The organism is Asticcacaulis currens (assembly GCF_028550395.1).
Lineage (GTDB): Bacteria > Pseudomonadota > Alphaproteobacteria > Caulobacterales > Caulobacteraceae > Asticcacaulis > Asticcacaulis currens.
Genome location: NZ_JAQQKW010000004.1, coordinates 332,490 through 358,953, shown reverse-complemented (window position 1 = coordinate 358,953; position 26,464 = coordinate 332,490). Strand labels below are relative to the sequence as shown.

General features: G+C 55.4%; 26 protein-coding genes and 2 pseudogenes. 17 read left to right on the top strand and 11 right to left on the bottom strand.

Annotation, left to right across the window (positions count from 1 at the left end; translation table 11 throughout):
* Nucleotides 1-85 precede the first annotated feature (85 nt).
* The 5 genes from PQU94_RS09170 (at nt 86) to PQU94_RS09150 (ending at nt 5,762) form a co-directional block, all read left to right on the top strand.
* Entirely contained in the window at nt 86-1,774 is a 1,689-nt protein-coding gene (locus PQU94_RS09170; protein WP_272741157.1) for a methyl-accepting chemotaxis protein, read from the top strand.
* Between the two features lie 161 nt (nt 1,775-1,935).
* A complete protein-coding gene (locus PQU94_RS09165; RefSeq protein ID WP_272741156.1) occupies nt 1,936-2,844 on the top strand; it encodes a LysR family transcriptional regulator in 909 nt (302 codons plus the stop codon).
* A gap of 101 nt (nt 2,845-2,945) precedes the next feature.
* Complete coding sequence (locus PQU94_RS09160; RefSeq protein ID WP_272741155.1) at nt 2,946-3,956, top strand: zinc-binding alcohol dehydrogenase family protein; 1,011 nt, start codon at nt 2,946-2,948, stop codon at nt 3,954-3,956.
* Nucleotides 3,957-4,006: 50 nt separating this feature from the next.
* A complete protein-coding gene (locus PQU94_RS09155) occupies nt 4,007-4,975 on the top strand; it encodes a 2-hydroxyacid dehydrogenase (RefSeq protein WP_272741154.1) in 969 nt (322 codons plus the stop codon).
* On the top strand, nt 4,959-5,762 hold the full coding sequence (locus PQU94_RS09150; protein WP_272741153.1) for a kinase: 804 nt from the start codon (nt 4,959-4,961) through the stop codon (nt 5,760-5,762). The genes PQU94_RS09155 and PQU94_RS09150 overlap by 17 nt, the downstream gene beginning before the upstream one ends.
* Nucleotides 5,763-5,770: 8 nt before the next feature.
* On the opposite strand, the gene PQU94_RS09145 is transcribed toward PQU94_RS09150, so the two are convergent.
* The 5 genes from PQU94_RS09145 to PQU94_RS09125 form a co-directional block, all read right to left on the bottom strand.
* On the bottom strand, nt 5,771-6,829 hold the full coding sequence (locus PQU94_RS09145; RefSeq protein ID WP_272741152.1) for a DUF3667 domain-containing protein: 1,059 nt from the start codon (nt 6,827-6,829) through the stop codon (nt 5,771-5,773).
* A 99-nt stretch (nt 6,830-6,928) separates the two neighbouring features.
* On the bottom strand, nt 6,929-7,315 hold the full coding sequence (locus PQU94_RS09140) for a DUF2442 domain-containing protein (protein ID WP_272741151.1): 387 nt from the start codon (nt 7,313-7,315) through the stop codon (nt 6,929-6,931).
* Nucleotides 7,308-7,553 (bottom strand): DUF4160 domain-containing protein, encoded by a 246-nt coding sequence (locus PQU94_RS09135; protein ID WP_272741150.1) that lies wholly within the window; start codon nt 7,551-7,553, stop codon nt 7,308-7,310. Before PQU94_RS09135 ends, PQU94_RS09140 begins: the two co-directional genes overlap by 8 nt.
* A 67-nt stretch (nt 7,554-7,620) precedes the next feature.
* Nucleotides 7,621-8,454, bottom strand: a complete 834-nt coding sequence (locus PQU94_RS09130; RefSeq protein WP_272741149.1) for an alpha/beta fold hydrolase — start codon at nt 8,452-8,454, stop codon at nt 7,621-7,623.
* 293 nt (nt 8,455-8,747) lie between these two features.
* The gene (locus PQU94_RS09125; RefSeq protein WP_272741148.1) at nt 8,748-9,590 is read right to left on the bottom strand and encodes a fumarylacetoacetate hydrolase family protein; all 843 of its coding nucleotides are present in this window, start codon (nt 9,588-9,590) and stop codon (nt 8,748-8,750) included.
* Nucleotides 9,591-9,908: 318 nt separating this feature from the next.
* On the opposite strand from PQU94_RS09125, the gene PQU94_RS09120 reads away from it, so the two are divergent.
* From PQU94_RS09120 to PQU94_RS09090, 7 genes and pseudogenes are all read left to right on the top strand, one after another.
* A complete protein-coding gene (locus PQU94_RS09120; protein ID WP_338736476.1) occupies nt 9,909-10,718 on the top strand; it encodes an IclR family transcriptional regulator in 810 nt (269 codons plus the stop codon).
* A gap of 263 nt (nt 10,719-10,981) precedes the next feature.
* Nucleotides 10,982-12,292, top strand: a complete 1,311-nt coding sequence (locus tag PQU94_RS09115; RefSeq protein ID WP_272741147.1) for a site-specific integrase — start codon at nt 10,982-10,984, stop codon at nt 12,290-12,292.
* A 581-nt stretch (nt 12,293-12,873) separates the two neighbouring features.
* Nucleotides 12,874-13,806 carry a hypothetical protein gene (locus PQU94_RS09110; protein ID WP_272741146.1) on the top strand — a complete coding sequence of 311 codons (933 nt, stop codon included), beginning with the start codon at nt 12,874-12,876 and terminating at the stop codon, nt 13,804-13,806.
* A gap of 224 nt (nt 13,807-14,030) precedes the next feature.
* Nucleotides 14,031-14,240, top strand: a complete 210-nt coding sequence (locus PQU94_RS09105) for a DUF4287 domain-containing protein (RefSeq protein ID WP_272741145.1) — start codon at nt 14,031-14,033, stop codon at nt 14,238-14,240.
* A 627-nt stretch (nt 14,241-14,867) separates the two neighbouring features.
* The gene (locus PQU94_RS09100; RefSeq protein ID WP_272741144.1) at nt 14,868-15,431 is read left to right on the top strand and encodes a DUF2199 domain-containing protein; all 564 of its coding nucleotides are present in this window, start codon (nt 14,868-14,870) and stop codon (nt 15,429-15,431) included.
* 64 nt (nt 15,432-15,495) lie between these two features.
* Nucleotides 15,496-15,828, top strand: a pseudogene (locus PQU94_RS09095) (transposase); the annotation flags it as partial.
* A 785-nt stretch (nt 15,829-16,613) separates the two neighbouring features.
* Nucleotides 16,614-16,913: an S-adenosylmethionine decarboxylase gene (locus tag PQU94_RS09090; RefSeq protein ID WP_497006776.1), complete on the top strand. Its 300-nt coding sequence runs from the start codon at nt 16,614-16,616 to the stop codon at nt 16,911-16,913.
* A gap of 126 nt (nt 16,914-17,039) precedes the next feature.
* On the opposite strand, the gene PQU94_RS09085 is transcribed toward PQU94_RS09090, so the two are convergent.
* From PQU94_RS09085 to PQU94_RS09075, 3 genes are read right to left on the bottom strand one after another with little or no spacing between them, the layout of a single operon-like run.
* Complete coding sequence (locus tag PQU94_RS09085) at nt 17,040-17,330, bottom strand: hypothetical protein (RefSeq protein WP_272741142.1); 291 nt, start codon at nt 17,328-17,330, stop codon at nt 17,040-17,042.
* Between the two features lie 48 nt (nt 17,331-17,378).
* Entirely contained in the window at nt 17,379-18,779 is a 1,401-nt protein-coding gene (locus PQU94_RS09080; protein ID WP_272741141.1) for a radical SAM protein, read from the bottom strand.
* A complete protein-coding gene (locus PQU94_RS09075) occupies nt 18,746-19,588 on the bottom strand; it encodes a prolipoprotein diacylglyceryl transferase family protein (protein ID WP_272741140.1) in 843 nt (280 codons plus the stop codon). Before PQU94_RS09075 ends, PQU94_RS09080 begins: the two co-directional genes overlap by 34 nt.
* A gap of 442 nt (nt 19,589-20,030) precedes the next feature.
* Between PQU94_RS09075 and PQU94_RS09070 the strand changes: the two genes are divergently transcribed.
* Nucleotides 20,031-20,558 carry a hypothetical protein gene (locus PQU94_RS09070; RefSeq protein WP_272741139.1) on the top strand — a complete coding sequence of 176 codons (528 nt, stop codon included), beginning with the start codon at nt 20,031-20,033 and terminating at the stop codon, nt 20,556-20,558.
* 216 nt (nt 20,559-20,774) lie between these two features.
* Nucleotides 20,775-21,272, top strand: coding sequence for a DUF4262 domain-containing protein (locus PQU94_RS09065; RefSeq protein WP_272741138.1), 498 nt, complete (start codon nt 20,775-20,777; stop codon nt 21,270-21,272).
* Nucleotides 21,273-21,438: 166 nt separating this feature from the next.
* Here the strand turns inward: PQU94_RS09065 and PQU94_RS09060 are convergent, their stop codons facing one another.
* Nucleotides 21,439-21,939 (bottom strand): hypothetical protein, encoded by a 501-nt coding sequence (locus PQU94_RS09060; protein WP_272741137.1) that lies wholly within the window; start codon nt 21,937-21,939, stop codon nt 21,439-21,441.
* A gap of 262 nt (nt 21,940-22,201) precedes the next feature.
* Between PQU94_RS09060 and PQU94_RS09055 the strand changes: the two genes are divergently transcribed.
* Nucleotides 22,202-22,633 (top strand): hypothetical protein, encoded by a 432-nt coding sequence (locus PQU94_RS09055; protein WP_272741136.1) that lies wholly within the window; start codon nt 22,202-22,204, stop codon nt 22,631-22,633.
* Between the two features lie 93 nt (nt 22,634-22,726).
* Here PQU94_RS09055 and PQU94_RS18220 read toward each other — a convergent pair whose 3' ends face one another.
* Entirely contained in the window at nt 22,727-22,876 is a 150-nt protein-coding gene (locus PQU94_RS18220) for a DUF1016 N-terminal domain-containing protein (protein ID WP_368407072.1), read from the bottom strand.
* A gap of 831 nt (nt 22,877-23,707) precedes the next feature.
* Here PQU94_RS18220 and PQU94_RS09050 point away from each other — a divergent pair.
* Nucleotides 23,708-24,724, top strand: coding sequence for a glycosylasparaginase (locus tag PQU94_RS09050; RefSeq protein WP_272741135.1), 1,017 nt, complete (start codon nt 23,708-23,710; stop codon nt 24,722-24,724).
* A gap of 42 nt (nt 24,725-24,766) precedes the next feature.
* Here PQU94_RS09050 and PQU94_RS18215 read toward each other — a convergent pair.
* A pseudogene (locus PQU94_RS18215) lies at nt 24,767-24,919 on the bottom strand (transposase); the annotation flags it as partial.
* A gap of 872 nt (nt 24,920-25,791) precedes the next feature.
* Between PQU94_RS18215 and PQU94_RS18210 the strand changes: the two are divergent.
* On the top strand, nt 25,792-26,370 hold the full coding sequence (locus tag PQU94_RS18210; protein WP_368407071.1) for a demethoxyubiquinone hydroxylase family protein: 579 nt from the start codon (nt 25,792-25,794) through the stop codon (nt 26,368-26,370).
* Nucleotides 26,371-26,464 lie beyond the last annotated feature (94 nt).

Sequence of the window (26,464 nt, the reverse complement as noted above, 5' to 3'; positions counted from 1 at the left end):
CTATTAATCACTGGCTGCCGCTAAAGCGCATCGAACGAGTTTAGTGGCGGCCAGAAGGAAGCCGTCCTCAGTGCAGGAGAGGCGTATGAAACTGTCGGATATCAAGATCGGCACCAAGATTCTGGCCATTATCGCGGCCTTTGGTTTGTCCTCCATCGGCATGACTTTGTGGCAAAATGCCAATCGGGCGCACGCTGAAGACACCTATCAAAATATCATAACCTCGTCGGATGCCGCGCTTCTGGCCGGGGCGCGCATGAACCAGAATGTGTTTGCCATCGACGGGGCCATCAACGCACTGGCGTTTCAGAGCTGCCCAAGCCCGGCCTGTGAGATTTACGAGACCCAGATACAAAAGTCGGATGAGCGCTTCCTTCAACGCTATGAGCAACTAATCAAGGCGGCCCCCGACTATAAGGCAGATTTCGAACCGCTGAAGGACCGCTTTGTCGCGCTTTCCGACACAATTCGTAACCGTTACCTGCCCATGGCGAAAAACAACGAGCAGGCGGCGTTAGCCGTCGAGTTGGCATCTCAGGCCGGGGATGTGGATAAACTGACGACAGACATTCGTAACGCTGTGGACGCCAAACAGAAGCTGAATGAAGCCGCTATCCAGGCGATCGGGGAAAAGACAAAGACGGAAACCCTGATGGGACTTGTCATCTCCATTGCCATCGTCCTCCTGGTCACGGCACTCGCCTCCTTTATTGCTTTTGCCGACATTGTCGGCTCAATCCGCCGCATCACCGATCAGATGGCGCAGGTGTCGAAGGGCGCGCTGGATCTTAAAATTGACGGTCAGACGCGTGGCGACGAAATCGGGACCATGGCCCAGACACTCGAAGTCTTCCGTCAGGGCCTGATGGATGCCGAGACGCTTCGTGCTGAAGCCGAAGTTATGAAAAAGCGCGCTGAGGAAGACCGTCGCCGCGCTATGCTGAAACTGGCGGATGATTTCGAAGCTTCGGTCGGGCAGGTTGTGGCCATGGTGTCGGCGGCGGCCACGGAAATGCAGGCCTCAGCCTCGCAACTGACCGCTACGGCGCAGGAGACCGCCGCCCAGTCGATCGCCGTCTCTTCGGCCGCCGAAGAGGCGGGGACCAATGTGACGTCTGTCGCCTCGGCGGCGGAGGAAATGGGCGCGTCAGTCGGCGAAATCGGGCGTCAGGTGGCCTCTTCGGCTGAAACCTCACGCGCCGCCGTCTCGCAGGCAGATGCCGCCGGCGAAGTGGTCAATGAACTGAGCGAAGTGGCGAATTCGATCAACGGGATCGTCGATCTGATCGCGGGGCTCGCCGGGCAGACCAACCTACTGGCGCTCAATGCGACCATTGAGTCGGCACGTGCCGGCGAGGCGGGTAAGGGCTTCGCGGTTGTGGCCTCAGAGGTCAAGGCGCTGGCTGGTCAGACGGCCAAGGCGACGACGGATATTTCCGAACGTATCAGCCAAATACAGGAATCGACCTCGAAAGCGGCGATGGCGTTCCGCACCATCACCTCGACCATCCAGAATATCGACACCACCAATGCGATGATTTCCGCGGCCGTGGAGCAGCAGTCGGCCGCAACGCGCGAGATCATTCAGGCGGTCAATCAGGCGTCGCTGGGCACGCAGGAAGTCACGATCAACATCACAGGCGTGGCCAGAGCCTCGGAACAGACGGGCGATGCGGCGGCGCAGGTGCTCAGCTCATCGGGTGAACTGGCCCAGCAGGCTGAGCGGCTGCGTCACGAAATGGACCACTTCCTGGCGACGGTCCGGGCGGCGTAACCCCCCACAGGCTTCAGTCGCGTTGCGTGAGTAAGGCGCGATTGCAGAGAGACGACGCAGAAGGCCCCCTCTGGCTGCGTCGTCTCTTCCTTTTTGAGCGGGCTTGTGTTTCCGCCCAATACGACTAACCTCCATTCATTTTTTGAGATTTGAGGTTATTCGTGGCAGATTCTATTCAAAATCGACTGGATATGGCGCAAATCCTGTCGTGGGACGATCTGCGTCTGGTGCTGGCCATCCATCGCGAAGGGACGCTGTCGGCGGCGGGCAAGTCCTTGGGCCTCAGTCAGCCCACCATGGGACGGCGGCTGGAGGCCGCTGAGACGGCCTTTGGCGAGCGCCTGTTTCAACGCACGACGCGCGGTCTGGTGGCCACAGGGCTGGGTCTGGTGGTCGCGGGCCACGCGCGCGCCATGGAGGACGAGGTTTTGGCCCTGTCCCGCGGCCTCAGCGGGGCACAGCAGGCGCTCTCCGGCCCGATAAGGGTGTCTTCCTCCGAATGGTTTTTCAACCATGTACTGATGCCAGTGTTCGAAGATTTTATGGCGGCGCATCCGCAGGTCGTGATTGAGGCCGTTGTCGATACGCGTGCGCTTGATCTTGACCGGCGCGAGGCCGATCTGGTGTTTCGTTTTGGCGGATCTCCGGGCGGTAATGCTGTGCAGCGCAAGGTGACCACCATTGGTTATGGCCTCTATGCCTCGGCCAGCTATCTTAACCGGCACGGGCTACCCGAAGCAGGTGAGGGTGGGAATCATCAGTTGATTTTGATGGACGAAGCCTTGGGGCATCTGAGCGATGTCGTGTGGGTGCAACGCCTTTTGCCACTGGCGCAGCCGGCATTTCGCTCCAACAGCCGCGATCTTCAAGCCATGGCGGCCGCCGCGGGGCGCGGTCTGGCGGTCCTGCCCACCCTGATCGCGCGTCCGATGGGGCTGGTGCCCGTCGATCTGGGTGAAGATGCACCTGGACGGGAGGTGTTTGCCGCCTATCACGCCGATCTGAAACCCATGGCGCGCCTGCGGGCGCTTATTGACCACGTGGTACAAACCGTCCCCTCGCATCTTTAGCTTATTCAATTTCGAATGAAAATCATGCAAAATTAGTCATTTTTCATTTCTGTGAATGAATTATATGGCTGTCATCGTTCCTTGCCGATGAGGAGGCTCAGATGAAGGCCATAGGATACAGCCAAACCGGTCCCGCCGCTGTGCTGCGGGATATAGATCTGCCCGAACCATTGCCGGGGTCGCGCGATCTGATCGTTCGGGTCAAAGCGGTTTCCGTCAACCCGGCGGACACGAAGCTGAGACGGTTTGCGGCCCCCACCGAAGGCCAGTCGCGCGTCCTAGGATTCGATGCGGCGGGCGTCGTAGAGTCTGTGGGAGCCGAGGTCACCCTGTTTCAGCCGGGTGATGAGGTGTTTTACGCCGGGGATATCACACGGCCGGGCACAAATGCCCAGTATCACGCTGTCGATGAACGCATCGTGGGTGCCAAACCCAAAACCCTGAGCTTTGCCGAAGCCGCCGCTCTGCCGCTGACGACGATAACCGCCTGGGAGATTCTGTTTGAGCGTTTGAAGGTGTCACGCGACGCCACGACGGCCCCGCACACCCTGCTGGTTATTGGCGGTGCCGGAGGTGTTGGTTCAATATTGATTCAGTTGGCGCGGCGGCTGACGAACCTGACAGTGATTGCCACGGCGTCGCGCCCTGAAACCGTTCAATGGGTTGGAAAAATGGGTGCTCACGCAGTCATAAATCACAGGCTCCCATTGTCAGAAGAGCTGCGCCGAATTGGAATTACAGAGGTCGATTTTATCGCCAGCCTGACGGCGAGCGACCGGCATTATGAGGCCCTTAAGACCCTAATCAAGCCACAGGGCCACATTGTGCTGATCGACGACCCCGACACGTTCGACATCGTTCCATTCAAGCGAAAGAGCGTGACCTTAAGCTGGGAATTCATGTTCACCCGCGCGGCTTTTCAGACGCCGGATATGAACGAACAGCACCGCCTGCTCACCGCAGTTTCAACGATGGTCGATCGCGGTGAGATTCGCACCACAATGACACAGAAGGCCGGGCCGATCACGGCTGCCAACCTGATCCGCGTGCACGAACAGATAGAGGCGGGTTCCAGTATCGGTAAAACGGTCCTGAGCGGTTTTCCCGATTGATTTCAGGGCAGGGGAGGGGGACAAGGGACGCTCCGACGCAAGGAGCCCGCATGTCCCTCCCCAAGATTTTGCTGACCCGTCCATGGCCCGAAGGGGCCTTCGCCTATCTCAGGGACCGTTATGAGGTGACGGTGAATGAGACCGGCGTGCCGCTGACGCAAGCGCAACTGATCTCGGCTATGGACGATTACGATGCCCTGTGCCCTACCGTAACTGATAAACTCACCAAAGAGATTTTACGCCGTGGCACACGGGTGCGGATGATCGCCAACTTTGGTGCGGGATTTGAACATATCGACCTTGAGGCCGCCAAAGCTGCCGGTATCCGCGTCTCCAATACACCCGATGTGCTGACCGAAGCGACGGCCGAGATTGCCCTTATGCTGATGCTGATGACCAGCCGTCGCGCGTCTGAGGCCGAGCGCGGTTTGCGCGACGGGCGCTGGAGCGGCTGGAAACCGACGCAATTTCTGGGGCAGGGTCTAAGCGGCAAGACGCTAGGTCTTGTCGGCTTCGGGCGCATCGGACAAGCGACCGCCCATAAGACTAAAGCCGCACTAGGGATGCAGATTGCCTATCACAGCCGCCATCGCGTTGCGCCGGAGATTGAGGCGCAACTGGGGGCGCGATATTTGGGTTCGCTTGAGGCCCTGGCGGCCGAAGCCGATGTGCTGTCACTGCATACGCCGGGCGGCGAAGCGACGCGGTATCTGGTCGATGCGAACCTACTCCGGCGGATGAAGCCCTCCGCCATCGTGATCAATACAGCGCGTGGCTCAGTCGTGCATGAGGCCGATCTGGCGGCAGCCCTGAAAGCCGGAACGATCTGGGCCGCCGGGCTTGATGTCTATGAGCGCGAACCGCAGGTTCATCCGGACCTGCTGGCGCTCGATAATGTCGTCCTGTTGCCGCATCTGGGCTCGGCGACGCGCGAAACCCGTGACGAGATGGGTCTGCGCGCGGCCTATAATCTTGATCGCTTCTTTACCGGGGAGGCGCTGATTGACCCTATTGCCTGATCTTCCGGCGGCCCGTCTGGTCGTGGACGCTATCGACGGCTGGCACCGCGAAGGGGTGCGCCTTATCGGGCTATGCGGGGCGCAGGGCTGTGGAAAATCAACTATTGCCGAAGGGGTGCATCAGAGATTTGCCGAGAGAGGCCTGCGCGTCGGCGTCCTGTCGCTGGATGATCTCTATCTGCCACCCGATCAGCGGCCGGTTTCAGTACATCCCCTGTTCGCCACGCGCGGTGTACCGGGCACGCATGATGTCGGTCTGGGTATCTCGGTGCTTCATGCGCTGAAAGCCGGGGCACGGGTGGACCTGCCGCGCTTTGACAAGGCGACGGATCACCCTGTGCCGCGTGCCGACTGGCCGCAGATCGTTGCCCCGGACCTGGTCCTGTTTGAAGGCTGGTGCGTCGGGGCGCGACCACAGCGGGAGAGCGCCTTACGCACCCCCGTCAACGCGCTGGAACGCGACGAAGATCGGGACGGCGTGTGGCGAACCTATGTGAATCAACAGTTGGCCGGACCCTATGCCGATCTGTTTTCGCGTCTCGATCGGCTAATTCTCTTGGCCGCGCCGGGCTTCGAGGTGGTGCAAGGCTGGCGCACCCAGCAGGAAGAGGCCCTGCGACGCAGATTACACTCAGAGGGAAGTGATACGTCCCGCCTGATGGACGCAGCAGCTCTGAGGCGATTTATCGCCCATTATGAACGGCTGACGCACCATATCCTTGAAGACATGCCCGGCTATGCGGATCTGAATATCCGTCTAGGGCCGGACCGGGAGCCTACGCCTTAAGGTTTATCTCAGTGCGCCATAAGCATTTCGATCAGCAGCAGGGCAAAGATCAGCGATGACACGCCGGCAGAGACCAGAAGGAAAGCGACGCGCCAAAGGCCACCAAAACGGCTGACGCCATAAGTGCCCCGCAATTGTCGGTACATGTGGAAGGGGGGCAATAGCACCAAGGTCCAGCCATAGATAGCGTCCGGCACACCGGCCAGCGACAGAAGATGCAGCACGACCATCAGCAGCATCATGGCCGATAGCGAATAGGTGGCGAACACGGCATGGTCATACAGCGCCACATCCTTTCGCCATGCAAACATCAGCCAGATGAAGGGTAAAGAGATGGGGATCAGTAGCCACAGAAACTTATAGGCTGAGGACTGGAGCTTATAGAAGAACAGGCTGGGGTTTTCCGCCAGCTTATGCAGAACCTTGTTCAGAGGTTCGATATCCGTATGAACCTGATCCAGCATCTCTTTTGTCGGGGCGCCATGGTCAGCCATATGGGCAGAGCGCAGCGTGTCCAGCGCTTTTGTGTTGACGCTCAGTTGCGCATCAACCGCCTCGGTCGGCTGCCCCTTAGCGATCAGCGCTTTGCGGGAGGATTCCAGCGTCTGTCGCTGTGCCTCGGTATCGGCGATTTTGGTATTGAGCGCCGCCGTATCAAGCTTGGCATTTACATCGGCCGATGGTCCAAAATTCAGCACGGCAAAAGTCAGAAAAACCATAAAGAGAAATAGGGCCACCGGCGAAATAAATCTGACGCGCTCGCCGTTGATATATCGTCGCGTCAGTTCGCCCGGCCGCATAACCAGCATGGGAATGGTATGCCAGACCCGACCTTCGAAATGAAAGACCCCGTGCAGGATATCATGCCCGAAACCCAGGAGGGTGCGGTGCGTATGCGCCGACTGACCACAGGCGTGGCAATAGGGCCCACTCAACTCCGTCTGACAGTTCAGGCAAAGGCCTGTTTCGTGATCACCGCTCGTGTGTCCGGCCTTGCGCCTGTCCACGGCGTGCGCGGCCAGCGCGCCCGTAGCGATATCGGTTAAGCCTTCCATTTCGGTGGTCATCTGACGGCCCCTGCCCGCGGACAACGATTGCAGTCACCACCCTAATGGGCATTCCGTATAAGTAAAGGGGGCGATCAGGCTGCCATAAAGGCGGTGCTTTCACATAAGCGGGGTGCTGGCCTTGGGTCGGCCGCCTTTGGCACCGTTGGCTCGGCTGGCCGTGGCGCGACGTTCAGCGCGGCTCATGGTGTGAGAGCCCAGAACATCAAGAAATAGCCGTGACACTGAAATATCGGCATCAAGCGAGGGAACGTGCAGCCCATACCCGCGTCCTTGCACCTCAATCCCGTTTAGGTCCTCTGGCTTGGCGTCCTCAAGCCCCGCAATGGCCCTGAGCGGAAAGCCGACTGAGGCCCCATTGGTCAGTTGCACGACAAGCTGGGCGCTTTGCGCATCGTAACGCGCACTTTCAGCGCGAAACGTGGTTTGCGGTTTGCGCCGGGTCTGTTCGAATTGCCGTACCGTGACCGGTTTAAACTCAGCCATGAATTTCACCCCACTTCACACAGATCGCTTCCAGATTATGGACGACTAGGCCGCCGATCTCGTTCAGTTCGCTCAGCTTGAACCCTTCGTGGTCCCAAAGTTCCACAGGACCTTGCGGGCAATTTAGCCGAAACCGTGCCTCAGCCTCATTGCCTTTCAGGGCATGGACATGGGGCGGCGGGTGATCATTGGTGTAGATGGCAATGCGAATGTTCCGCAAGGTGAGCACTGTCGGCATGACTCTGTATAGCACTAACCTAGACCGTAGTCTAGGTTAGTGCGCTCAGTTAGTACTTTCAGGTCGCTTACGCTTCGATAAAGGCCAGCATGTCGGCGTTCAGCAGATCGGCATTGATGGTCAGCATACCGTGCGACAGGCCCGGATAGATTTTCAGCGTGCCGTTCTTCACCAGCTTGATGGCTTCGAGCGCGGCGGCCTTGTAGGGGACGATCTGGTCGTCGTCGCCGTGCAGGATCAGCACGGGCACGTCGATGGCCTTCAGGTCTTCGCTGAGGTCGGTTTCTGAAAAGGCCTTGATGCCTTCGTAATGGGCCTTGGCCGAGCCCATCATGCCCTGACGCCACCAGTTGTCGATCACAGCGTCGATCGGGGCGACGCCTTCACGGTTGAAGCCATAGAAGGGGATGGGCAGTTCTTTGAAAAACTGCGTGCGGCTGGCGGCTGTCTGGGCGCGCAGGCCGTCAAAGACCTCGATCGGCAGGCCGCCGGGGAAGGCCTCGGTCTTCAGCATGATGGGCGTAATGGCGCTGACCAGAATGGCCTTGGCGACGCGGCCATTGCCGCCGTAGCGCGCCACATAGCGGGCGACTTCGCCGCCGCCGGTCGAGTGACCGATATGGATGGCGTTTTTGAGGTCAAGATACTCAGCTACCGCGTGGGCGTCGGTGGCGTAGGTGTCGATGTTGTGCCCTTCGCTGACCTGTTCGGAGCGACCGTGGCCGCGACGGTCGTGGGCCACGACGCGATAGCCCTTGGCGAGGAAGTAGAGCATCTGCGTATCCCAGTCGTCGGACGACAGGGGCCAGCCGTGGTGGAAGACGACGGGCTGAGCGGACTTTGGGCCCCAATCCTTGAAGTAGATCTGAGTACCATCGGCGGCGGTGACGAAATTGGACATGGTGTGGCTCCGTTCGGGTAAGGCTCCGCCGGTCACGGCAAGAGGCCATTTTCAAAAAAAGATCTGAAATTTGAGGTGGTTCGGTTTGAGCGGGACGCTTACATTCGACGGATCAAGAGATAACGGGATCGCCGCCGTTACAGAAGACGGAACTTTCGGAATAGAGTGTTGTTAAATATGCAACGCTGTGATTGGGTAGTACCCCAGTGGCAGAATAAACTTTTGCGCGAAAAACAAAAGCGCCGATCCGCCAAAGCGGACCGACGCCTTTCACTTTATCATATCGCGCCAGATTAAGCGGCAATAACCGTCTGCTTCTGGCTGCCGAGGCCTTCGATCCCCAGCTCCATCACATCACCGACTTCCAGATAGACCGGCGGTTTTTGCCCCAGACCCACGCCCGGCGGGGTGCCGGTCGATATCACGTCGCCCGGGTGCAGGCTCATGAACTGCGACAGGTAGGAGACGATAAAGGCCGGCTTGAAGATCATGGTGGCGGTCGAACCGTTCTGATACGTCTTGCCATTAACGCTTAGCCACATTTTCAGATTGGCCGGGTCGGCGACTTCATCGCGGGTCACCAGCCACGGGCCGATGGGGCCGAAGGTGTCGCAGCCCTTGCCCTTGTCCCAGGTGCCACCGCGTTCTAGCTGAAACGCGCGCTCGGACACATCGTTGATGGTGCAATAGCCCGCGATGCAGCCCTCGGCCTCGGCTTCCGACACGTAGGAGGCCGTCTGGCCGATGACGATGCCGAGTTCTACTTCCCAGTCGAGCTTGGTCGAACCGCGCGGCTTTTTGACCTCATCGTTCGGGCCTATGATGGACGAGGTGGCCTTGGTGAAGAGGACCGGTTCTTCGGGGATGGGCAGGTTCGATTCGGCCGCATGGTCGGCATAGTTGAGACCGATGCACAGGAATTTACCCACACCGGCCACGCAAGGCCCGTAGCGCACGCCTTCGGGCGCCAGAGGCAGGGAGGCGGGGTCGATGGCCTTGAGTTTGGCCAGCGCCGCATCCGACAGGGTGGCACCGTTGATGTCGGCGACGACGCCAGACAGGTCACGGATTCGGCCATCAGCATCGAGCAGGCCGGGCTTTTCCTGGCCAACCGGGCCAAATCGCAGCAATTTCATGGGGTGTCCTCTTAGGTGCAGGGGCAATACAGGCGAGGGATAGCGGGTTTGCCTCCCACCGCAAAGGACGTAATTGCTTTTGCCAGCAGAAACTATTTTTTATATGAAATTGAACCGTTGGCCCTGCCGTTTGTGAAAGCCCGCCCGTCACTGGCGAGGCAGCGCAGGGTCGCGACCTCGCACGGCGTATAAAAGGGTTATCGTCCCGTTTTGTGAAGCTACCGTTTCAAAAACGCTTCACAGCGACGGCAATGCGCTTTAAATTAATCACACGATTGGTCCGTGGCCGGAGGCCTTGAGTTGGCGCGAGTAAAAGCAGTGGAAAATGAAGCCTTGGTGGATGTCGAAGACATGGCCGAGGTCAGCGCCGAGAAAGAAAAGGGCATAGCTGGGGCTCTGACCCTGATGCGGGGGCTTGATGTTCTCGGCCGGGTGGCCAAGGGCGACAACACCCTGCCGAAGATTTCCCGGGCACTTGACCTCAACAAATCGACTGTCCATCGTCTGGCCTCCACTCTTGTCGATTATGGGTTCCTGTCATTTACCCAGCGCGAAGGCTATGCCCTTGGAACGCGGCTTCTCGAACTGGGACACGCAGCATCGCAGCAGATCACGCTGACGCGCGTGTCGCATGACCATCTGGTGCGGTTGGCCGCGGATACAGGCGATACGGTCAATCTCGGCGTGCTGGACGGCCATCAGGTCCATTACATCGACAAGATTCCAGGTACGCGCCGCATCGAAGTGCGCTGCGTCATCGGTGAGCGGCAATATCTGAGGCCGACGGGTCTGGGTAAGGCCTTGCTGCTAGACGCTGATGAAGACAAGCTACGAGAGGTCTATAATCGCGAAGCTCGAGAGTTTGCCAACTATCGCTATGACCTCAAGGGCTGGCTCGACATTATGAAGACCTACCGCGAAGGCGGTTACGCGCTCGACATGGACGAAAATGAAGACCGCATTCGCTGCGTCTCCGCGCCCATTCGGGACCTATCGGGTAAGATCATCGCTGCCGTTTCTATATCCAGCGCTGCCCAGTATATGGACGATGCAAGACTGGAAACCCTGAAGGGCTACGTGAAGGAAGTCACCTTGACGATCAGCCGTGAGTTGGGTTATAAAGGGTAACAAGTTGCCGCAGCGATCGTCGACGGAGTGGGGCCTCAAGCCTACTTCAGGACTGTCAGGCTCATAACCTGAAGGTCGTCAGTTCAAATCTGGCTCCCGCACCCAAGATCTTAAACAATATCAGTTGTTTGCAAAAACGGCTCTTCTTCGGAAGGGCCGTTTTTGCGTTAGCCCAAACCTAGCCCAAAAATCAGCCCGGATTGAAGAGATCTCGCAATGGTGGTATATCGCTATCGCATAAGGCGATTTATGGGCGAGGGGCTATGCAAACGCACACCATTCTTGGCGGTAAGGTTCAGCTCTTTAAGCGCGGCCAGGTGTGGTTTGCGCGGGCGAGCGTGAATAAGCAGCAGATCAAGAAGAGTACGGGCAGTGACAGCCTGTCGCTGGCCCAGCAGGTGGCTGAGGACTGGTATCTCGGCCTGCGCGGCAAGTCGCGCGCCGGTCTTCCCCTGAAAGAGGTGCGCGAGGCGACCTTCAACGATATGGCCGACCTCTTTGAGGTCGAATACGAGATCATCACCGAGGGCGAGCGCAGCCCCAAATGGGTGGCTGGTCATAAGGCGAGGCTCCGGCTGCACCTGCGCCCCTTCTTTGGCAAGATGGGCATATCGCAGATTACGAGTGGCGATATCCAGAACTACCGCCTTTACCGCGCCCAGCAGCATGGGCGCCTGCCGGCGAAGGACGGGGAGGGGGCCTATGTCAAGCCGCTTAAGCCGCCTTCACGCAGCACGCTTCATGACGAGATCGGCACCTTGTCTCTGGTCCTGCAGACGGCCGTACGGCACGGTAAGCTCGGGGCGATACCGATGCTGTCGCCGCCCTATAAGAAGCAGAGAAAGGTGATCCATCGCCCTTGGTTCACGGGCGAGGAATACAAGCAGCTCTATAGGGCCACGGCAGCGGCCGCAAAGGCGGCCCCTGAGGCTTATCGCTGGAATTACGAGCAACTGCACGATCAGGTGCTGTTCCTCGGCAATACGGGGCTGAGGCCTGACGAGGCCAGTCGCCTGCAGCACCGTGACGTGACGATTGCGCTGGACCCCGACACGGGTGAGGAAATCCTCGAGATCGAAGTGCGCGGCAAGACCGGCTATGGCCCCTGCAAATCCATGCCCGGCGCTGTTGAGCCTTACCGCCGGCTACTCGCCCGGGCCAGGCCCATGAAGCTGGGTCGCAAGGTTGAGCGGGAGCGGCTGGAGCGGCGCGGGCAGGCCGTGCCCATCAGCCCCGAATACCCCAAGCGAACTGACCTTCTGTTCCCGTCAAATCACACGGACCTGTTCAATGACATCCTGAAGGCCCATGATCTGAAAGAGGACCGTGAAGGCCAGCCGAGGGTGCTATACAGCCTCCGACATACCTATATCTGTCTGCGTCTGCTCGACGGCGCTGACATTTATAACCTGGCGAAGAACTGCCGGACATCGGTCGAGATGATCGAGAATAACTATGCCATCCACCTGAAGCACATGATCGACGCCAGCGCAATCAACCGGCGTAAGTCAAAACCCAAGCTCAAGGCGAGGCGTCAACGGGTAAAGACACCAGACGCCGATGGTGATGAATGAATCCTGCCCCGCCAGAGCCCGGTAGATGTGAGCGACAGCTCTCCACTGATTGAGGCGCGAACAAGATCCGGAACCGGATCAGCGCCGAACCGCCAGACCGCCTGCCGGGATGGCTTTGCCAAGGCGAACGCCGACAAGGCAAACAGGCCGAACGGCCTCTTCTTACCGCAGGTCACGGGAAGCAGGTTTTACCGGTTTTGGCCCAAAGCCGACTTGCGGCAACTTCGGGTCTTAGAAAAAGCGGAAGTCAAACCGCGTCGATGTGTAAGGCGACGCGAATTTTTTATTCACCCACACGCACCCCGATGATGACCGTTTCTGACGCCGCGCTAAGCGGAGTAAAAATCATCATGGGCCATTACATGCAGGAGTGCCGCGTAGTGTCATCGAAAGCTGTCATTATCAAGCGAGTCAGTGTTCATGAATTTGCGCGTTTCATATCAGGGTAGATCGCCGATACGGCTGTTAAAGCGGGCGATACGAAAACAACACCGACGTAAAGAAGAGGTTGCTGCTGGCCGGAAGGCTGCTGAGCGCTTAAAGTCAGAAATAGCTGGAGCACGGAAACCATGGAGGAAAGAATGGCACTTTTCAGATCTCTTCTCTTATTTATTGCGATCGCCCTTTTTCCTGAGCACGCTCTGGCGGCCAATTCCGCTAACTCTGAACATCAGAGGTCGGACCACGAGATACGCGTGAAACGGCTGGTGGCTGTTAACGGCCTTCACCAGGCAAATGTTATGATGGCTCAACGTCTCAGGGAGAGCTTGTTAGAGGATGTCCTCGCTGACGCGGGCGGATCGTTGACGGCAGCACAGAGAGAGCGTTTTGAGGCGATCGTTTCTCCAATATGCCAACGTCTTGTCATGCGTCTGGATGACCGGGCAGTGCATGATATGGCGCCAAGACTGAATTCAGCCGATGTAGAAGAGCTGATCGGTATTAATACCTCTCCATTAGGTGCCCGGTTTGTCTCGGACATGGCGTCTAATCAGGCCTTTGATCTGAAAAAATTCGACAATTATGTTCAGAAAACGGCTCAAAATATTGTTTCGGCGATGAAAGCCGGCACTTCATATTCGTTCGCAAATGGCACTGTCTTTACGTCTAGAGAAGACGCCGAGGCAGCAAAGGTGGTATTTGCATTGAGCGGAAATAAGCGTGTGCTTGAGAAAGTCATGAACGATATTTTCGTTTATCGATTGTTAGAATCCGTAAATAGTCGCTTACCGCTCGAAGCCCTAACAGAGACTGAAAAGGCTCGTTTCAAGCCAATATTAATAGCCGGGAGGAATTCTTTAAAATCAAACATTGAAAATCACTTCGTTTCCTACTTGGCAAAACGGTTTAATATTGATGAATTAAAATCATTGGCGCAACTGTACCAAACGCCGACTATCGCAAAATCCGTGGACGCTGTGATGGAAATAGATACGTCCAACAGGGAATATGTGGCGTCGGAACTTAAGGTTGGCAGGACTGAGTTTTCTGCCAAGTACCGTGCGGCGAACTGAACCGCCTAAATCTGGCGGACGCCCGTACTCGAAACGATATGGCAGGTGACCGCTCCAATGCGTTAACGGGCGGCCGCACGACCAGACCTCACGACGTCCGGTAATGAAATCGTTCGGCCTCTGCAAATGACCGCTCTGGGCGCGAGGCAGAAAAATGGCAGCGCTTTATTCAGGGACAGGTTTCGGTTACTATCTGAGGTGTCGGCAGGTTGAGGGGTTAAAACATGACTGATGTGGTGAAGGGGCCTGCATCTTATTTTCCGTCGATTGAAAAGAAATATGGCCGCCCAGTTTCTGAATGGCAGTCTTTGGTTCGTCAGAAACTTCCCGCCAAACATATGGAATTGGTGTTGATGCTGAAGAACGAGCATGGAATAGGGCATGGTCACGCCAACGCCATCGTCGCGCATACGTTGGCAATGAACGGCGAGTAGTAGGCCTAGTTCGCCCTAGCGCAGGCTGCGCCAGCCGCTGTTATCGGGATTCAGTAAGAAGCTTTACCGTCGCAGCGCGCCGGGGGCCGCTATGGGCGCTTACCTGCCTGGGAGCAGGCGGTTCAGTTTTGACGGTTTGAAAGTCATAGGTTTCCGTAAGACAGGCGCCAAGTCTTGCTGGGGCGAGATCTGAGAACGAGGGGATCTTGGAAAAGCATAAAGAGTATTGGTTTAGGTGGACTTGGTTTGGCAGCGCTACACCGATACACCTAATGGGTGTGTTGACATTGTTTGGCGGCATAGCGGTTGCGTTTGCTATTTTTTATTCCGGTGTTTGGTTGCTGAACAACGGCTACGGTAGTTTTGGAAAGCCATTGTTCGGAGTTTTTGCCGTTTGGGTTTTGTGGCTGATAATATTCATCTCGTCGAAAACAGAGCGCCGATGAATAACCCATCCATGGTCCTCGATTAGCCGAGGGGCGGCACATCGTCGACCCGCCGCAGGGCCACTATCCTAACCACAACTCTTTTAGTTCCGGTATGGGGTGCAACGCGGCCTAAACTTACCGTATTTGCATGGCCTTGAGTGGCGGCAAAAAAAGAAACAGATTAGATTGAGGGGGAGAAGTGTTCGGCTTTTTTAAAAAGAAATTACGTTACCAGTGCGCGTGCTGTGGCAAAACTTACAGTGGCTCACCTTCATTTGCCTATTTGAAGCCGAGCTATTATTTTGACGTTCCCGAAAATGATCGGGACGAAAGAATTACGATCGATACCGATCTTTGCCATATTAAAGGCCAAGCTGAAGATTCTTCGGACGATATTTTTGCTATTCGCGCTACGTTGGATATCCCAATTCTTGGAATGAAAGACCCATTTTGTTGGGGTGTGTGGGTTACGCAATCGCGTGAAAATTTTTACCGTTATGTTGAAACGTTCGCTGAAGATCAGTCCGACGTCGTAACTTTTGGTTGGCTGGCTGTGACAATGCCGATTTATAATAAATGTCCCCCGGATCAGCCACATGAGCACCTGGGTTGCGATGTAAGCTGGGCGGGTGAAGGACAACGGCCTAAAATTTTCGTCCAAGAAGTAGATCATCCATTGTTTGTTGATCAACGTGACGGGATAACGCGTGATCGAGCGGTGGAGATTGCCAAGAGCTTTATGAGGACGGTGCACTTACGATGACGAGCATTGCCCGAGGTCCGCTTTCGGGTGTTGGGCGCAATCTGCGCCAATGTCGGCTTTGGGCGCAGAGCAGTACATCAAGGAGGGAAAGAACGCGCTGAAATGGCCCCGTCTTTCCCGCTGGATGATTACGGCCAAGGCGGTCCGGCTTCAGCACCATGCCCTAGCGTACAATCTGTCGAACTTCTTACGTACAATCGCCTGGCCCGACGAGATGCGGTTCTAGTCTCTGACCAGCGTCCGCGAAAAGGTCCTCCAGATCGGCGCCAAGGTCATTACCCACGCCCGTTACCCAGTGTTCCAAATGGCCGAGGTAGGGGTGCCGCGTCGACTGTTCAGCCAGATCCTCAGCCTGATCGACGAACTGCGAAAGCGGGAGCCAGCCACATGTCAATGACCAAGTCAGCCCGCACTTCCTCGCCCAATGGACAGGATAGGTGCGTCCCAGACTGCCCCAAACCGCATTGAATGGCTACGTCTGAGGCGAAACGCACATTCGAGGCCCTGAAAAAGGGTGGCGGAGGCATCGCACAAACATACCAGCTTCACACCGGCACGGTTAACGACTATCGTCGTACCAATTGACTGCCATTGGGGCTTCAAATGGGGCATGTCGGTTGAAGCGCGGACTTCGCGACAGGGATAACATAAAACATCAATTTGTGTATTAAATATGGGGATTTGACTAATCCGACTTCCGCGGTTCGAATAATTATTTTGTTAGTGAGCGGATATAAAGTGTGAAGCGCTCAATATTAGAGATAACCTCGAATGTATTATTTTTCTTTTTCGCAATGGCGACGCTCATGGAGTGCCTTGGTGCGGCGGCGATAGCGTTGTTCACATTGCCTGCTGTGCTGTATAACTTCGGATATATATGGGTGACGCTTGTTTTATATATCTTTAGTCCAATTGCATTGTATTATTCCTACAGATTTCGCTCAAAATATGAGGTCGGGAAATTAAAATTAGCGACAACATTACTAAGTCTCGCCATCTTTGTTATTCTTTGTTTTGCGAATTTTGGCTTTAGTTTGGATAGGATGTTATCGTACTTGAAGCTGTTGGGTGTATTGGGGCGTGGCTAACGGCCACCGGGTGCCCAGGCTGTCAAATCGCAGTCAAAACACACCCCTTTTCGCGTCCAACATAGTCTTCTAAGGCGCAGACTTTACAACGGGATTGCATAGCCTAACGGGGCGAGTTGGACGCGAAGATCGACCACTAGAGGTCCAGAATTACGCGCGAATTTACATTATGTTGCACGGCTTCGGCGAAGGTGCAGGAATTACCGGCGTGGCGATCCTCGCGGAATCGCACATCAGCATCCATACATGGCCGGAACTCGATTATATCGCCCTTGATGTCTTTATGTGGGGGGCCTGCGATCCGAACCTGTCTTTAAGCGTTTTTCGGGCCTGTTTTATGCCCCAAAAGGAGCGCGTAAGTCTACACGTCAGAGGTCAGGATTCATCGCCTTAAGCCGCCGCTTCGCCTCTTCCAGCATGTCCGCTTTCGAGGTTTTTCACCGACACCCAAATGTCTGCATTGGGCGCTTGGCGGTAGTTTCTTCGTTTCTTTGGAGCTCAGGAGGTGGGCTTTTGTAGTTTAAGACTGAATGACGTCGCTTAAAGCTGCGGTCGCCATGCAAACAGGGAACGAGGCCAACAACACAATCCCGAAAGCTAACCACCACCACTTCGCATGACCACGCGTTGAGGGTATAAGAGATAAAATGAGCGCCAGGCCGAAATCGACGATGATGAGGCCTATATTGTAAATCCCCGGGACAATTATCTCTATTCCTAAATTGGTCTTAAACGCGTAGGGCAAATATATGAATGCCAATAAAATCGCATTTCCAATTAATATCAATAAAAGCTCTGTGTTCGCCTTCATTGCGAATCCTTTCCCATGTCAATACTGCATAGACTAAGTCTTTTGCGTCTAACGTGCCGCCGCCATCAATTTCGACTCAGTTTGCTCGTCACGGTAAAATAGATTCATTGTATCGAACGGAATGATTCGCCCGTCTTTATGAACGATGTGAACGCAGGACTTTTTAACCCCCCTGACATCGAAATCGTGGGCGTCGTAAAATTTCATTACGATGACACGAAACAGGTTAGAGTAGGTAAGTTCTCCGTAAGCCGTTTCCGTCTTGATTTGCGGCAAACAGCAAAGAATGTCCGCGATCGTGTCTGCGCAGTCTGAAGGGGAGTTGCCTGTTGAAAAAAGCTTGATCAGCTTGGCGTGAACCTCGGGCATAGTCTCAAAGTTCACTGTGTTTCGAGAGGTCGACAGAAGCTCTTCCGGACTGAAATGGCGGGTCAGTGGTACCAGCTCATCGCCTAGCTTCAACGCATACCCCATCATAATTGCATCTGGGTGGCAGGGAACTGGTACCAAATCGTCGGAGGTAAAGATGTGGCTTTGGTCAAGAATGGCCTGGCGAACTTCTGAGAGTGTTATACGGTCTGTCTCCGGCCTGAAATGCTCTGTCCTGCCAGCTGCCTGTGTGGGCTGAAAAGTTACGCCTCGAACGCAAGGTTGTTGCCGAGCATAGCCAAGTATGTCGCCAACCTCATGATCGTTCAGGCCCTTTTGTAAGGTGACGACGAGGGTGGTTGAGATGTTAAACGCATTGAGGTGGTCAATGGCCTGCTGACGCGTCGCCCGCAGATCCTCGCCCCGAAGCGACATCAAGGCTTCGGCCTCAAGCGAGTCAAATTGCAGGTAGAGTTCAACGCCGGGCATATATGTGGCGAGGCGCTCGACAAAGGCGCGGTCTTTGGCAATACGAATGCCATTGGTATTGATCATCAGGTGCTTGATTGGACGAGCCTTGGCCATATCCATAACAGCAAAGAAATCTGGATGAAGCGTTGGTTCGCCCCCCGAAAGCTGAACCACGTCAGGCTCACCTTCGCTCGCCACGACGATGTCGAGCATAGTTTCTATTTCTTCAAGGCTGCGATGTCGCCCATGGCTTGGGCTTGAAGACGCGTAACAGGTCGGACACGTCAAATTGCAGCGATCTGTCAGCTCTACTATCGAGACACAGCTATGCTGCTCGTGATCGCTACAAAGCCCACAGTCATAGGGGCAACCCCGTTCAACCTTCATTCCAAATTTCCGAGGCATGTCCCCCGGTTTGTTAAAATCTCGCGTCTTTTTGTAATAGGGAATGTCGGTCGATATCAGAACCTTTTCCTTCCCATGGTCAGGGCAGGTTTTAAGCATATAGACCCGATCATTCTGGAAGATGATCTTAGCTTCCAGTTTGCGGAAACACTTCGAGCAGATAGAGTTGGTCAGTTCAAAGAAAACATAGTCACGCGCGGCCATTTTCCCCCCTTTTGTAAACGGCGCTGCAGAAAGAAGGCGGCATAGAAGGTGACGCCGGCTAAGGCGGTCAATTGGAGAAGCGAAACACCAGGAAAAGCCGAAAGTGCACCCGTTGTAGCAACATTTTGAACTATGTTCAAGTTGCTTGCGACATTGTAGGTTGTGACGGGTTTAAGAAACTCGATGCCAAAGCGCCAGAGACAATATCCCATGATGAAGATTTTAAAAAAATCACCTTCCTCCAACCGCAAATGTCGCTGCGTGTGCCACAAACCCAAACCAAAGCTTGTCAGGAAGGCGATCTCGTAGAGTGGTGTCGGGTGACGAATAACGCCATCACCCGCATTAAACCCGAGGATGAAATGCGTGGCATTCCCCCACGTGCCATCACTTACCCCTGTTAGCAGACACCCCATCCGACCAATAGCAATGGCTGTTAGGAGTGGAAATACATAGATGTCGCCTGTCGATCGCGTAATTCCCGCAAAGGCCTTCGTGATCTCAACGCCGATGATACCACCCAACAAGCCGCCGAGGATTGATTTGGATGCAATGAAGTAGACAGGGTCAGCGTGTGCCAGTGGCCATAGTTCTGGGTGCTCAGCAAAGGCAAGAACCTTCGACCCGACCGCGGCACCAACTATCGCACCAATGAGAACGGTCAGGCGCGATTTGTTATCTACCGGATCTTTCGTTTTTTGTCTGAGCCATAGATAGAGTCTGAAGCCAATAGCATAAGCCAGGCTTTCGAACACCAGGTGTGCCGGTATCCCTACACCAAACGCATCGAAAACAACGGGGAAATCCATAACTTCCCATAACACACTCCAGCGCGCCTCCAAACGATGCCCCTGCGTCTTTCACGTGCTACCGGAATCCGTGCGGGCCGATGGGCGCGAGCGCATCACTGAGAGAAGCTTAAGTGAAAGGTTGGAAACGCGGGCTCCCGTTATCCGCCGTATGTCCGGTAACGGGATCTTCTGTCACAACCCGAATGTCCGGACTGGGCGCAAGCGCGACTTGTGCATCCCGGTGCAGCATCCGGTCCACCTATCTCTAAACTCCTTGCAGACCTATCGGAGTTCCTAGGCCGAAGCGGTTCCATCGCTCATAGCCGCAGGTATTGCCCACGTACAGGCAGCCGGAGGCGAGCACATTCCCGCACGCCTACATGGCAAGTTTATGCCCCTGATGTCGATAGGTGACGCAAGCCCTCGTACGCGTTACAACGTTGCATCCATGGGTGGCTACATGATCAATTTTGAAGATATGTTTGTTCTGGCCTTACGCTCAACGTACGCCTGCCTGATAAGCGCGTTGTCCGGTGCCGCACTTTGGCTCGTCTTTTTTTCGGCATCTGTCGTTCTCCAACTCTCGCAGAGTATGAGCCTCCAGCACGGCATGGCGTTAGCCGTGGAGGGAGTGATAAGCGGCGCGCCGATGATGTTGATGGGGGGCGGTGTTGTATTTTTAATCATGGTATTTCTAGGAATGCCGCTCCAGGCGGCACTTCAAGCTTTACGGCAGACAAGCTTTCTACCAAATGCAGTCCTGGCGGCTTTGATGGGCTCTGCTCTGTTTTTGCTAGCCAGCGAAACTTTAAGACCGTTCGAAGGCTACAACGGCGCTTGGAATAGGCCGCTCGAGGTGAGGTGGAACGAATTGGGTATCGGTGCCGTGCTTGGTTTTTATTTTGGCTCAATCGCATGGCTCGTGCGTAGGCCCGACAGGGATGCGGCTAGGGTTAGGAAGATCAGTACGCCGCTTACGGTTTCCTAATCGAAACTAACCGACTATCTCTTTTCTTCCGCTATCGGGAGTATGTAGCGGTGTTGGCATGGATGGCTGACCGGTATGGGCGCATAACCGCTTATATCGCGTGATAATCGAGCCGTTTCGGGTAACGCTTGAAGTCGAAATTCATAACCAATCGACCTTCATGGCGTTGTTTGATATGACGAATTAGGGACCTGTGAAAGACTTTGGGGGGAAAGTGTGGCCGACACCGAACGCGTTACGGATTACGAGCGCAAAATACTTCGGAACGTTAATGAACATGGTTGGTTTTGCGTCAGCGTGTTCGACCCCGAAGATGAAAGCGCAACTTTTTCGTATAGCGTAGGGTTCACAGAAACATTGGGATGTCCTGAGTTCATCATTTTTGGTCTGAACTCCGGGCTGATGCATTCGATGTTGTGGGAGGTGTTTCGTCAAATTCGCGGCGGTAAAATGCCGGCGGACAATGAAAAGTGGAGCAATGTGTTGACCGGCTACGAGTGCGTGAGTCGGACGGTTCATCCCACAAACATCATTCGCGATTATCTCAATTCAGCCATGTGGTTCTGGGGCGACCCGAACGAGCGGGGCCCATTGCCGGCTTTTCAGCTCGTTTGGCCGGGCGTCGAGACGCGCTTGTTTCCCTGGGACAAAGGCTGTTCGGAGATAGTTCGAAAGGCGCAGCCACCTCTATACCTTCCAAATAGCGGCGCATGAAACGCGCCGGATTAACCGGAGCGTTTAATTCGTGACTAGGCTCCGTGAGCGTCGCAATGTCGGCTAACAGGCGGACTGGAAGTTCGACGTCGCGATGTCCGGTCAGGGCGCTGAGGCGAAGGCTAGTCCCGGCCGATATAGTCGAAAAATCGTTGTTTCTGGAGCATTAAACAGAATACAGACACCAACTGTATTTCGGGCAAATCATAAAGTCGTTTCGTTCCCTTCCTGCATGCGGCAACACGTCGGCTACGTCGGAAGCGCCTTTACCCTCCGGATACGTCACGAAATCAATGGCATTTCCGGTCCCATAGGGCACTGTTGATCCGTCCTTGAACACGACAGTGAAAATTGTGTAGCCCATTCCAGATTCACCCTCTGCATAAAGTTTATTTGCAAAGCGAGCGGGCAGTGCAAATTGACTTGGCGCCACACGCGCGACTTGCAGGATATCTAGACTTCTTTTGCCGGAGTCGTCCTCCGGCCACACGCCCCAATACTGGAACCATTTTGTCGCCTCACAAATATAGACGCATGGTAATTGATCGCCAGACTTCAGCGTGACCGCGCATGGAAAATAGACTGGCTCATAAGTGCCGCCGCTTGGTTCCAAGCTGAGAAGCTGGGCTGCTATGCCTTCTGGCAGCTTTGGGTATGTACGTGTCATACTATAGCGATACTGTAGTGTGATCGTTGCGACAACTATGGAACTCACCGACACTGAACCGTCCCGAGTTTCCAGTGGCCGCGGCTTCTGAGAAGCTACGTCCGCTTGGGGAAGACCTAGATAATCGAACGATGACCGCTGTGGGCGCAGTCACGCCATACGGTCATGATGGGCGACGAGGCCGAGCGGAACGCTCGTTGTCGTTTCTTTGGCGTGTGTATGCTAACCTCCAAGCGTTGGCGGGGAGCACTAAGCGCATCTCATGAGGTTGGCAGCATTAAAATCAATTGGACACAACATCGCCGATTCCCTCGCAAGTGGTATGGGATTTATGATTGGTGTCTATGCGACTGACATTTTCGGCGAGGCGTCCGCAACTCCGGAAGGCTACATTCTCGTTGATTTTATTACAGGCGAAACTTCCGGAGGCAAGGTGTCACCCTCGCTTGCAAAGGCAGTTCTACTTTACTCGCAAATGTTGGGTGACCTTTGTAACCGGCATGGGGTGCCGTCGAATGCATTTCGCTTATTGGAAGTGCGTTACGTTCACGATCCGTATGGGCAGCGGTTCGTGGTTTCAATTGAAGATCAAACCGGCCGTAAATCGATCGATGAATACATCGGGAACCCTGGAAAGCGTGTCAAGGAGTTGGATCACCTAGGGCGAATTCGGCCAAAGCGACATTCAGTGTAAGATTGGCGCGCCATAAATTGACGGTGGGCTCTTACGATGAGAGGCTGCTAATGGGATGGACCTGGCTAGGCCGATGACATGGTCCCAAAGAAATTATGCAACAAACTGTTGCACAACCTCCTGATCCGGGAGCGTTTCGGCGAACGCTCGCATACACTGAAGATTTCGCGGCGACAGGCCCTTCATATCGGGAAAGTCGCGTAGGAGGTCCATCGAAAGACGCTCGATAAAGCGTGCGCCCATCCTTCCGCCGTTTAGCGCTTCAGTATATCTTTTCCTTCGTGCACGATGAGATTCAACTCAAAACACGTTCGATTTCATTTCCACAAATCCGTCTGACACTGAGTGCACCGCACCGCCGGTAAAGCAACCTCGCTATTCGGCCCGTGCGCATTATAGCGGGCCGTCACCGGCAAATCGCACTTCGGACAACGACATAAGACCGATTTGAGGAGAACTAGACCGACAAAGCCCACAAAGAACAGTTCCCCTGAATAGAAGGGTACGCGCCCACCTAACCATGCGGGGGTCGTGACCCATATCAGTATCAGGGCGATAAAGAGAAAATAGCGACCGGCCGGCGAAAACAGCTTCATAAGGTGACTCTTAGCTCTTTTGCGTCCAACCACAAGACCGATCAATGTAGATAACATAGCCGACATATCTCATTTGTTTCGCTAATGGGCGGCTGTTTGGCGTGTCAAATTGCATTCAAAACAAACCCCATTTCGCGTCCGGCATAATCTTCTAAGAACCAGACTTTACAACGGGATTGCATAGCGTAAGGGGGCGAGTTGGACGCGAAAATCGACATTTAGAGTGCCAGAATCGCGCGCCAATTTACAACCATGCCGCCCCAAACCTGCTTGATGATATGCCATACCCCTATACAACGGGTGGTCTGCCGTTGGTTTGGGCTAAGTACGGGACGCGTCTTTCGTTCGGTGTCACCTACCGGATTAAATGAGGCTTTATCTGTCCCGTATCGAAGCGCAGACAGGGCTTAAAGAAATGCAAGTTGTCAGCGTGCCCTGTCCCGACCGGCAGGGCACGGTTTGCTTATGTGGGGTCATAATGTCCAGTCGTCGTGAATTCTTGAACGCTTCTCTTACTACCTCGGCCCTGACCGGTCTTTCAGTTGCTCCAGCGAGGGCCGTCACGCGTGCGCGTCCAATTGTCGTATCAACCTGGGACTTTGGTGTCGCTGCCAATCAGGTTGCATGGGAGGTCATTTCTCGCGGGGGGCACGCTTTGGATGCGGTCGAAGCCGGGGCGCGCGTACCCGAGGCCGACATGAAAAATCATACTGTTGGCCGGGCCGGTTATCCGGATCGAGACGGCCACGTATCACTAGACGCCAGTATCATGGACGATCAATGGCGCTGTGGTGCGGTGGCGGCGCTTGAACATATCGCCCATCCCATTTCAGTGGCCCGCCGCGTGCTGGAGAAAACCCCGCACGTGATGCTCGTGGGGGCCGGGGCCCTGCAATTTGCGCTCGAACAGGGGTTCCCAAGGGAGGAACTCCTGACCCCCGAGTCCGATGCTGCCTGGAAAGCGTGGTTAAAGACTCAAACCTACAAGCCCATCGCCAACAGCGAAATGTCTACCTATGGACACGTGCCAAACAGCAAGCTGCCGGGGGATGTGCATAACCATGATACGCTGGGGATTTTGGCTCTTGATCAGCAGGGACGCTTGTCAGGCGCGTGTACGACATCAGGCATGGCGTGGAAAATGCGCGGCCGCGTAGGTGACAGTCCCATAATAGGGGCGGGGCTTTACGTCGATGGCGAAATCGGCGCGGCGACCTCGACGGGCGTTGGTGAAGAAGTCATCCGCAACTCGGGTAGTTTTCTTGTCGTGGAACTCATGCGTCAAGGGCTCTCGCCACAGAGGGCCTGTGAGGAAGCCGTCATGCGCATTGTCAGGCGCCGTCCAGAGACCGCAAAGTCGCTTCAAGTGGGGTTTTTGGCGTTGAGTCGGCAAGGCGCGGTTGGGGCCTTCGCTATTCAGAAGGGCTTTGTATATGCTCGTTGCGACCAGAACTCTGTCGATCAGATAATACCTGCAAAAAGCGCCTTCCTGTAGGGGCGAGTAAAGCACATCTTGGGGCACACGCGTCTTCGAGATCCGGCCAGTGTAATCCGTCTCTCTCGACTGAAATTTTCGTGGTATCAGCCCGAAGAGTGGACCGACATCGCGAGACGAGGAGAAGCGGTCGGTTTGATCGATAGCCGATACAAAGGTCAGCGAGGTGATGGGGCCGACGCCAGGAAGGGTCATCAATCGCTTTGTTCTCTGGTCGGCCTTCGCCAGAGTCAAAACCTTGCGGTGCAGAAGGTTGAATTGCGCCGAAAGGGCGCCCTTGGCGTCGAGCATGGACCGGGCGATTTGCATAAGTGTCTCATGGCCCTCGCAGACCGCCAGGATCCGAGTCTCGCAGCCTTTGGTGGATATAGCGCCGACTTTCAGACCAAAACCTCGAAGAATACTGCGCAGGCTTGTCTCAATATCCAGGAGCTTTGTTTGCAGGGGTTTGCGATCTGTTAGGATGGCACGCACCTCCTGAGCAGGCTGGGATTTGCAGTGCACGGGCCCGAACCAGCCCAGCCGCATCAGCTGGGCAATGCCGCGCGCATCCTACTTGTCGGTCTTGACTGGCATAATCTTGAACGCGGTGCGCACATGACGGGTTTCGATCAGTTGACATGCTAAACCCTTGGCGGTCATCTCGGTGTAGAGCCGCTGCGACAACGGACCGGCTTCCAGGCCGATGAGCTCAAGCTCCGTTCCAAAGGCTGAAAACTACGCAAGAAGTGCCTCTGGTTCGCTCAGTGCGTCTCCCTCACGACATTTCACTTGCGGCATCCACGATGCAAAGGCTTGAGCGTTCCAAAGACACATCAATTCCGGCATAGTGTTTTATAGTCGTATCTCGATGATGCTTGGCGCAGGCCACGAACCTGACGCCGTAGGTTGATGACACCATCATTCTGAGGGACGACCATCAAAGCGCAAGCCCTGGCTCAAGCCGCCCGTTACTCCATCTAACAGGCGGACTATCGGCGCGACTTTGCGATGTCCGGTACGGGCGCGAAGATGCCTAACCGATCGGGTGGATTGCCATGCCGGGTCGCCGGGGATAAGCTTTTTCGATGCCTCGACCGCTTTCTCAGAACCAGAAACTGATCCGACGAATTTTGCGGGTCAATCACGCAGGTGAACACGGCGCCGTTTCAATTTATTCTGCCCAGCTTAAGCGACTGCCCGTGGGCGGAAACGACTTGGAGGTCTGGCTGAAGGAAACAATGTCTCATGAGAAAGAACATCGGCTGGCATTTCGGGAAGCCATGAGTCCCCGTTTTGCTAAACCCTGTCGCGCATTGTCAGTCTGGAGCGTTGGAGGCTGGTTGTTGGGCAGTATCACTTCCATGTGGGGCCGGACAGGGATTTTGGCATGTACTGCAGCGGTAGAGCGAACTGTTCATGCGCACCTTGAGGAGCAAATTGCGTTTCTCCGACACCACGATTCCGAACTTGCGACTTTGGTCGAGCGCATTCAGTTTCAGGAGATATCCCATCTCTCCTATGCAGAAGAGGGACTGGGGCCCGAGTCGGGGTTAGCTGCGTCGCTAAGGATATTGATTTCATGTGCCACAGAAGTGCTGATCGCATTGTCTACGCGAGGAGACTCGATCCGACTGAGATACCGGCTGCGGGCGGCCATTGAATGATAAGCAGTGTCGGCTCAATGGAACGTAACGCTTTTTAGACATAGCGTGAGTGTTTGGCGATGAGATCATCCGGCATCCGCCAAATGACTATCGT

Coding starts and splice junctions, on each gene's coding strand:
- PQU94_RS09155 (WP_272741154.1), top strand. CDS start 4,007: ATGTCCCTCCCCAAGATTTTGCTGACCCGTCCATGGCCCGAAGGGGCC.
- PQU94_RS09130 (WP_272741149.1), bottom strand. CDS start 8,454: ATGTCCAATTTCGTCACCGCCGCCGATGGTACTCAGATCTACTTCAAG.
- PQU94_RS09060 (WP_272741137.1), bottom strand. CDS start 21,939: ATGACACGTACATACCCAAAGCTGCCAGAAGGCATAGCAGCCCAGCTT.
- PQU94_RS09085 (WP_272741142.1), bottom strand. CDS start 17,330: ATGAAGGCGAACACAGAGCTTTTATTGATATTAATTGGAAATGCGATT.
- PQU94_RS09125 (WP_272741148.1), bottom strand. CDS start 9,590: ATGAAATTGCTGCGATTTGGCCCGGTTGGCCAGGAAAAGCCCGGCCTG.
- PQU94_RS09080 (WP_272741141.1), bottom strand. CDS start 18,779: ATGGCCGCGCGTGACTATGTTTTCTTTGAACTGACCAACTCTATCTGC.
- PQU94_RS09110 (WP_272741146.1), top strand. CDS start 12,874: ATGGCACTTTTCAGATCTCTTCTCTTATTTATTGCGATCGCCCTTTTT.
- PQU94_RS09050 (WP_272741135.1), top strand. CDS start 23,708: ATGTCCAGTCGTCGTGAATTCTTGAACGCTTCTCTTACTACCTCGGCC.
- PQU94_RS09145 (WP_272741152.1), bottom strand. CDS start 6,829: ATGACCACCGAAATGGAAGGCTTAACCGATATCGCTACGGGCGCGCTG.
- PQU94_RS09170 (WP_272741157.1), top strand. CDS start 86: ATGAAACTGTCGGATATCAAGATCGGCACCAAGATTCTGGCCATTATC.
- PQU94_RS18210 (WP_368407071.1), top strand. CDS start 25,792: ATGCCTCGACCGCTTTCTCAGAACCAGAAACTGATCCGACGAATTTTG.
- PQU94_RS18220 (WP_368407072.1), bottom strand. CDS start 22,876: ATGGGCGCACGCTTTATCGAGCGTCTTTCGATGGACCTCCTACGCGAC.
- PQU94_RS09135 (WP_272741150.1), bottom strand. CDS start 7,553: ATGCCGACAGTGCTCACCTTGCGGAACATTCGCATTGCCATCTACACC.
- PQU94_RS09140 (WP_272741151.1), bottom strand. CDS start 7,315: ATGGCTGAGTTTAAACCGGTCACGGTACGGCAATTCGAACAGACCCGG.
- PQU94_RS09105 (WP_272741145.1), top strand. CDS start 14,031: ATGACTGATGTGGTGAAGGGGCCTGCATCTTATTTTCCGTCGATTGAA.
- PQU94_RS09075 (WP_272741140.1), bottom strand. CDS start 19,588: ATGGATTTCCCCGTTGTTTTCGATGCGTTTGGTGTAGGGATACCGGCA.
- PQU94_RS09160 (WP_272741155.1), top strand. CDS start 2,946: ATGAAGGCCATAGGATACAGCCAAACCGGTCCCGCCGCTGTGCTGCGG.
- PQU94_RS09070 (WP_272741139.1), top strand. CDS start 20,031: ATGATCAATTTTGAAGATATGTTTGTTCTGGCCTTACGCTCAACGTAC.
- PQU94_RS09115 (WP_272741147.1), top strand. CDS start 10,982: ATGCAAACGCACACCATTCTTGGCGGTAAGGTTCAGCTCTTTAAGCGC.
- PQU94_RS09055 (WP_272741136.1), top strand. CDS start 22,202: ATGAGGTTGGCAGCATTAAAATCAATTGGACACAACATCGCCGATTCC.